The 5,758-nt window shown below is 63.1% G+C and carries 5 protein-coding genes; 1 reads left to right on the forward strand and 4 read right to left on the reverse strand.

Going from position 1 to position 5,758, the window contains the following annotated elements; translation table 11 throughout:
- From WCE35_RS05590 to WCE35_RS05600, 3 genes are all read right to left on the reverse strand, one after another.
- The coding region (locus WCE35_RS05590; protein WP_424592353.1) for an efflux RND transporter permease subunit at positions 1-1,038 on the reverse strand (1,038 nt) is incomplete at its 3' end.
- Positions 1,039-1,070: 32 nt separating this feature from the next.
- A complete protein-coding gene (locus WCE35_RS05595; protein ID WP_424592354.1) occupies positions 1,071-2,315 on the reverse strand; it encodes an efflux RND transporter periplasmic adaptor subunit in 1,245 nt (414 codons plus the stop codon).
- Between the two features lie 142 nt (positions 2,316-2,457).
- Positions 2,458-3,855, reverse strand: a complete 1,398-nt coding sequence (locus WCE35_RS05600; RefSeq protein WP_424592355.1) for a CoA transferase — start codon at positions 3,853-3,855, stop codon at positions 2,458-2,460.
- 190 nt (positions 3,856-4,045) lie between these two features.
- On the opposite strand from WCE35_RS05600, the gene WCE35_RS05605 reads away from it, so the two are divergent.
- Positions 4,046-4,816 (forward strand): SDR family NAD(P)-dependent oxidoreductase, encoded by a 771-nt coding sequence (locus tag WCE35_RS05605; RefSeq protein WP_424592356.1) that lies wholly within the window; start codon positions 4,046-4,048, stop codon positions 4,814-4,816.
- A gap of 144 nt (positions 4,817-4,960) precedes the next feature.
- On the opposite strand, the gene WCE35_RS05610 is transcribed toward WCE35_RS05605, so the two are convergent.
- On the reverse strand, positions 4,961-5,758 hold a 798-nt coding region (locus tag WCE35_RS05610; protein WP_424592357.1), incomplete at its 5' end, for an outer membrane protein.

Here is a 5,758-nt window from a genome sequence, read left to right on the forward strand (position 1 = left end):
GATCAGGAGAATGCCGAGCACCATGTTGTGCAGCACGGTGGCGGTGGTGATGTCGATCAGATCCTTGCGGTCGTAGATGCGCTCGATCCGCACCCCCGGCGGCAGGATGGTGGAATTATTGATGTCGGCGACGAGCTGCTCGACGCGCGTGATCGTCGGCGAACTCTTCTCGCCGCGCCGCATCAGCACGATGCCTTGCACGATGTCGTCGTCGTCGTCGATTCCGGCGATGCCGAGCCGCGGTTTCTCGCCAACCGTCACATGGGCGATATCCTTGACCAGCACCGGATTGCCGCCGCTTTGCGACACCATGGTGTTGTTGAGATCGTCGATCGAACGGATCAGGCCGACGCCACGGACCACGGCGGATTGCGCGCCGATATCGACGGTGTTGCCGCCGACATTGATGTTGGCGTTGCCGACGGCCTGCAGCACCTGCGGCAGGGTCAGGCCATTGGCGACCAGTCTGCTGAAATCGACCTGCAGCTCGTAGGTCTTGGTTTTGCCACCCCAGCCGGTGACGTCGATCACGCCGGGCACGGCGCGGAAGCGGCGCTGCAACACCCAGTCCTGCAGCGTCTTCAGGTCGAGCACGCTGTAGTTCGGCGGCCCTTTCAGCCGGTAGCGGTAGATTTCGCCGATCGGGCTGAGCGGCGAAATTCCGGGCAGCACGCTGCCGGGCAACGGCGCGAGCTGCGACAGCCGGTTCAGCACCTGCTGCAGCGCCTCTTCATAGGTGTAATCGAACGAAAACTGCAGCTTGACGTCGGACAGGCCGTACAGCGAGATGGTGCGGATGGTGCGCAGGTTCTTGATGCCCGCGACCTGGGTCTCGATCGGGATCGTGATGTAGCGCTCGATCTCTTCCGACGACAGGCCGGGGCTTTGCGTCACGATATCGACCATCGGCGGGGTCGGATCGGGATAGGCCTCGATGTTGAGCTGCGCGAACGCGATCAGGCCGCCGATAAATACCGCGACGAACATGGCCACCATCAGATAGCGGCGGCTGACGGCAAGGGCGACGAGGCGATCCATTCAAATCGGAGCTTTCAAGGGCTTGAAGCGGGTCAGGTGCCGGATGCGGCGCGGTCGATGAACAGGCTGCCCTTGGTAATGATCTGTTCGCCGGGCTTCAAATTGCCCATGACCTCGACCAGGTCGCCATTGGTGAGGCCGGGCTTGATCAGGCGCAGTTCGATCGATTTGTCGTCATGGGCGACCCAGACCCGGACCTGGTCGCCCTCATAGATCAACGCCTGCTTCGGCACGCCGACCGCCGCATGATCGCTCGCGGAATAGAGTGTGACGTTGGCGAACATTTCCGGCTTCAAAAGCCCGTCCTTGTTGTCGATGGTGGCGCGGACCAAGAGCCGGCGCGTCGCCGGATCGATCGCCGCGGCAACATAATTGATGCGGGCCGACAGCGGCCGGTCCGGCAGCGCCATCACGCCGAAACTGACGTCCTGCCCGACCAGGACATTGGCGGCGTCGGTCTCGCGGACGAAGGCCGTCAGCCACACCGTCGAGAGATCGCCGATCACATAGACGGGATCGCTGGCGCCGGAGCTGACATATTGACCGGGGCCGGCCTTGCGCTGAACCACGGTGCCGGCAATCGGCGCGAACACCGTGGTTGCCGGATTGATGCGGCCTTTCTGCCGGAAGCTGAGGATATCCTCTTCGGTGAAGCCGAGAATTCGCAACTTGTTGCTCGAAGCTTCCAGCGCCGTCTGCGCGGAACGCAGATCGTTCTGCGCCAGGATCAGCGTCGCCTGGCTTTGCTGATAATCCTTCAGCGGAACGGCCTTGCCTTCGAACAGATCCTTGGCGCGCTTGTCCTGGATCTGCGCGAGGTCGAGCGCGGACTGCGCCTTGTTCAGGCTGGTCATGGCCGCGATGTAATCGTTCTGCGCCTGCACCGTGTCGGCCGCTTCGATCACGAACAGCGGCTGCCCCCTGACGACACTATCGCCCGGCCGCACCAGCAGTTTGGTGACCCGGCCGGTATAGGGCGAGAACACCGGCGTGGCGCGATCCTCATCGATCGCGATCTTGCCCTCGGTGACATATTCGGCCCGAAAGGCCCGCTCGGCGACCGGCTGAAGGGTCAGGCTGGCCCATTCGGCCAGAGTCGGGGTATAGCGCGCCAATCCCTTGCGGGACTGGCTCGACACCTCCGAATGGCCCTGCTTTGCCGCGCCAATATGCAAAAAACCGTAGGCAGCAGCCCCGGCCAGCGCCAGCGAGGCGGCGCCGACGGCCAGTTGTTGCCGGCTAAGCATCTTGAATCGCTTGGTAAAGTCGCTCAGCATGGACTCCGGGTCAGACGGCGATGATTCCGGCAGGAACCGCCTGGCCGGTGCGCTAATAGTGCCCAATTGGTATCTCAAACAACCTAAAAAAAGCCAATAACCTTAGCGTTCGAGGTCAAAGTTCGGAGAGTCCGGCGCAAGCCTATCCGCGCGCCGGCCATTGCGGCGGGTGGCTGCCGAGTGGCATCGCCGGGCGGGCCCAGAAAGCCGGGGTTTTCGACAAGATCGCCGCGTGCCCGACCGACCGCAACGGGCCGAAGCCCGAGGCCACCTCCTCGATGAAGGGCGTCACCGTTTCGCCCGGCAAATCGGAGGTCTTGAAGCCATCGGCAACCCGGCCGAGATTCCACAGCCATCGGCCGGTCTGCGCCAGCGACACGCGGACATGCCAGCTGCCGCCCTCGCGCGACTGGCGCGCCTTCGCCATCATGGCGCCGAATGCCATGAAATAGCCGGTGGCATGGTCGAGCATCTGCGCCGGCAATTCCTTCGGCCCGTCAATGCCGGCCGCCTGCCCCTCGGCATGGTTGAAGCCGGTCGCGGTTTGCACCAGCGAGTCAAAACCGCGGCGCTCGGCCCACGGCCCGGCATGGCCGTAGGCCGACAGCGTCACATAAACGATGCCGGGATTGATTTTGGCCGCCGCTTCCGGCGCGAAGCCGAGTTTGGCCAGCGCGCGCGGACGATAGCCCTGCGAAAAAATATCCGCCTGCGCCAGCAGCTCGCGCAACACCCCGCTTCCCTGCTCACTCCTGAGTTCGACAAAGCTGGTCAGCTTGCCGCGGCCGGTGTCGATGGTGAGCCAGGGAATGCCCGGCAGATCCGGGCCGGAGATCAGCAGCACGTCGGCGCCATGGGCGGCGAGCGCGCGGCCCGCAACCGGGCCTGCGATCACGCGCGACAGGTCGAGCACGCGTAACCCCGCCAGCGGGCGATCGCCTTTGGGCCAGGGTTTTGGCGCGGCCTCGCCGATCTTCTCGATCGATATCAGCGGCAATTCGGCCAGTGCCCTGGCGTGCGGCGTTGCCGACCATTCGTCATGCGGGCGCATCAACGCGACGACGCCGCCTTCGGCATAGGCCGCGGTCTCGAATGCCTCGCCGTCCCATTGCAGCAGCGCCGCCTGGACCCGGTCGCGCTCCGGCTCGCAGTTCAGAACCTTACAGACGGCGTCGCGATGATGCGGGAAATTGGTATGCAGCCGGACAAAGCGTCGATCGCCGGTGTTGTAGATGCCGGCGATGACGTCCCAAGCCGGCGGCGGCGGCTTGCCGTCGACGCGCAGGTAGCGCTCGCTTCGGCATTCGACCACGGCATGGCGCATATCGACGGCGACGTCCTGGCCTTGCCCGCTGCGCCATTTCCAGATTTGCGCCGCCGCCAGTCCGGCCGCGGCAACGCCGACCTGCGCCGCGGCGGCGACGCGAAACGACGATGGCAGTTGCGGCTCTTCGCCGGTCAGCTTGACCGCCTCGAGCGCGGAAACCTCACCGCCAACTGATGTCCAGATATCTTTGAGAATTTCACCGGGGCTTTGCATGGGTCTCGCACTTCCCTAACCTTCAATTGTGGACAGAATTGCAGCCCCAGCTTAGCGCAACAATGGACATTTGTGGTTTGCCCGACGGGCGGTTTGTGGGGTGAGCTATCGCGGACAAGTCGCTTTGCCCGCCCTGCTATTCTGGTACGTTCCGGATTTACAGCGTCGCCGGCCAACAAGGGAAACAACAATGGACCTGGGTTTGAAGGGAAGAAACGCGGTCGTGCTCGGGGGCACGCGCGGCATCGGACGCGCGATCGCAAGCACGCTGGCCGGCGAAGGCGCCGGCGTCGCGGTCTGCGCCCGCAACGCGGATCAGGTCAAGAACGCGGTTGCCGAGCTGCGAAGCCTGGGCGTGAAGGCAACCGGCGCGTCCGTTGATATCACCGACGGCGCCGCGTTGAGATCATGGATTGCCGACGTCGCCGAGGAGCTGGGCAGCATCGATCTGCTGTTTTCCAATGCCGGCGCCATGGCGCAGGGCGGCGACCCCGCGTCGTGGGAGCAGAATTTTCGGCTTGACGTGCTGGGCGCGGTGAATGCGTTCGAGGCCGCGCGGCCGTTCCTGGAAGCCAGCGGCGAGAAGAATGGCGATGCGGCCTTTGTGATTATTTCATCGGTTGCGGCCGCGCAGGCGGACAACGCCAGTTCGTACGGTCCGATCAAGGCGGCGCTGGTGCACATGGCCAAGGGACTGGCGCGGCAATACGCACCCAGGAAAATCCGCGTCAACGTGGTGTCGCCGGGCACGGTCTATTTCAAGGGCGGCGTCTGGAACACGATCGAGCAGAACATGCCCAAGCGCTATCAGGACACGCTCGCCCGCAACCCGACCGGCCGCATGGCGACGCCGCAGGAGATTGCCAACGCGGCCGTGTTCCTGGCGAGCCCGGCGTCGTCGTTTACGACCGGATCGAACCTGGTCGTCGACGGCGCGATTTCCAATCGCGTGAATTTTTGAGAGCAGCGCGCAGGATGGGTGGAGCGGAAACGATACCCATCAATTGCAGTTTGCGAAGAGGATGGGTTTCGCGAAGCGCTCAACCCATCTACGTACTGATCCGGTATCCGTACAAGGTGTTCTATCGGAACACCGGCGAGGCAATCAGTATCGGGCGACGACAGGGCCGCCAAAGTGATAGTTGATCCCCACGCGAACGGTATCCGCCGTCAGATGCCAACTGGAATTCATGACGGCACCGTCAAAGCCTCCGATACCCCCGATGACGCCGGCTGACGCCCTCACGGTCGCGAAGTCAAAATGCAGGTATTCCGCTTTGACGCTCCATTGGTTCGTCCAGGCGTATTCAACGCCGGCACCGACCACCGCCCCGATATTGCCTGATGAGGATAGATCGAAATTTCCGATAGGACCGGCGATCTGTCCGTTGACCACAACGATGGCTGTTTGCCTGTTGCGTTGGTCGGTAAATGCGAGGCCGCCCGTCACATAGACAAGCAGGCGATCAGCCACCCAACCGAAGCGTGGACGAATGGTAGCCACCCAGTTGGTTGTCACCGAACCACTGCCTGCCCCGGTGATGGGCTGTGGCGATGGCCGGGTTGGCCCATATGCAAACGATCCGTTCAATCGGGAATAGTCGAAGTCGGCCTCCAATCCGAAGAGCATGTTACCGTACTGCTTATTGTATCCAAACTGCAGCCCGCCGGTGAATCCCCCGGGGTTCATGCTTCGGCCGGTGGACAGGAGTGCAAGAATTTGAGGACATCCGAGCGGGTTATCGCAAGCCTCCGATGTAACCAAGGGATCTACCGACTGGTGACCCCAAGTGTAGCCGCCGTTCAAGCCAGCATAAAATCCGGTCCAGCTCGCCACGGGAGCCATGACTGGCGCTTTGTAGACGGATGCAGGAAGATCCGCAGCCAGTGCAAGACTTGAACT

Origin of the sequence: Bradyrhizobium sp. (assembly GCF_049691595.1) — a bacterium.
Classification (GTDB): Bacteria; Pseudomonadota; Alphaproteobacteria; order Rhizobiales; family Xanthobacteraceae; genus Bradyrhizobium.

Coding starts and splice junctions, on each gene's coding strand:
- WCE35_RS05595 (WP_424592354.1), bottom strand. CDS start 2,315: ATGCTGAGCGACTTTACCAAGCGATTCAAGATGCTTAGCCGGCAACAA.
- WCE35_RS05605 (WP_424592356.1), top strand. CDS start 4,046: ATGGACCTGGGTTTGAAGGGAAGAAACGCGGTCGTGCTCGGGGGCACG.
- WCE35_RS05600 (WP_424592355.1), bottom strand. CDS start 3,855: ATGCAAAGCCCCGGTGAAATTCTCAAAGATATCTGGACATCAGTTGGC.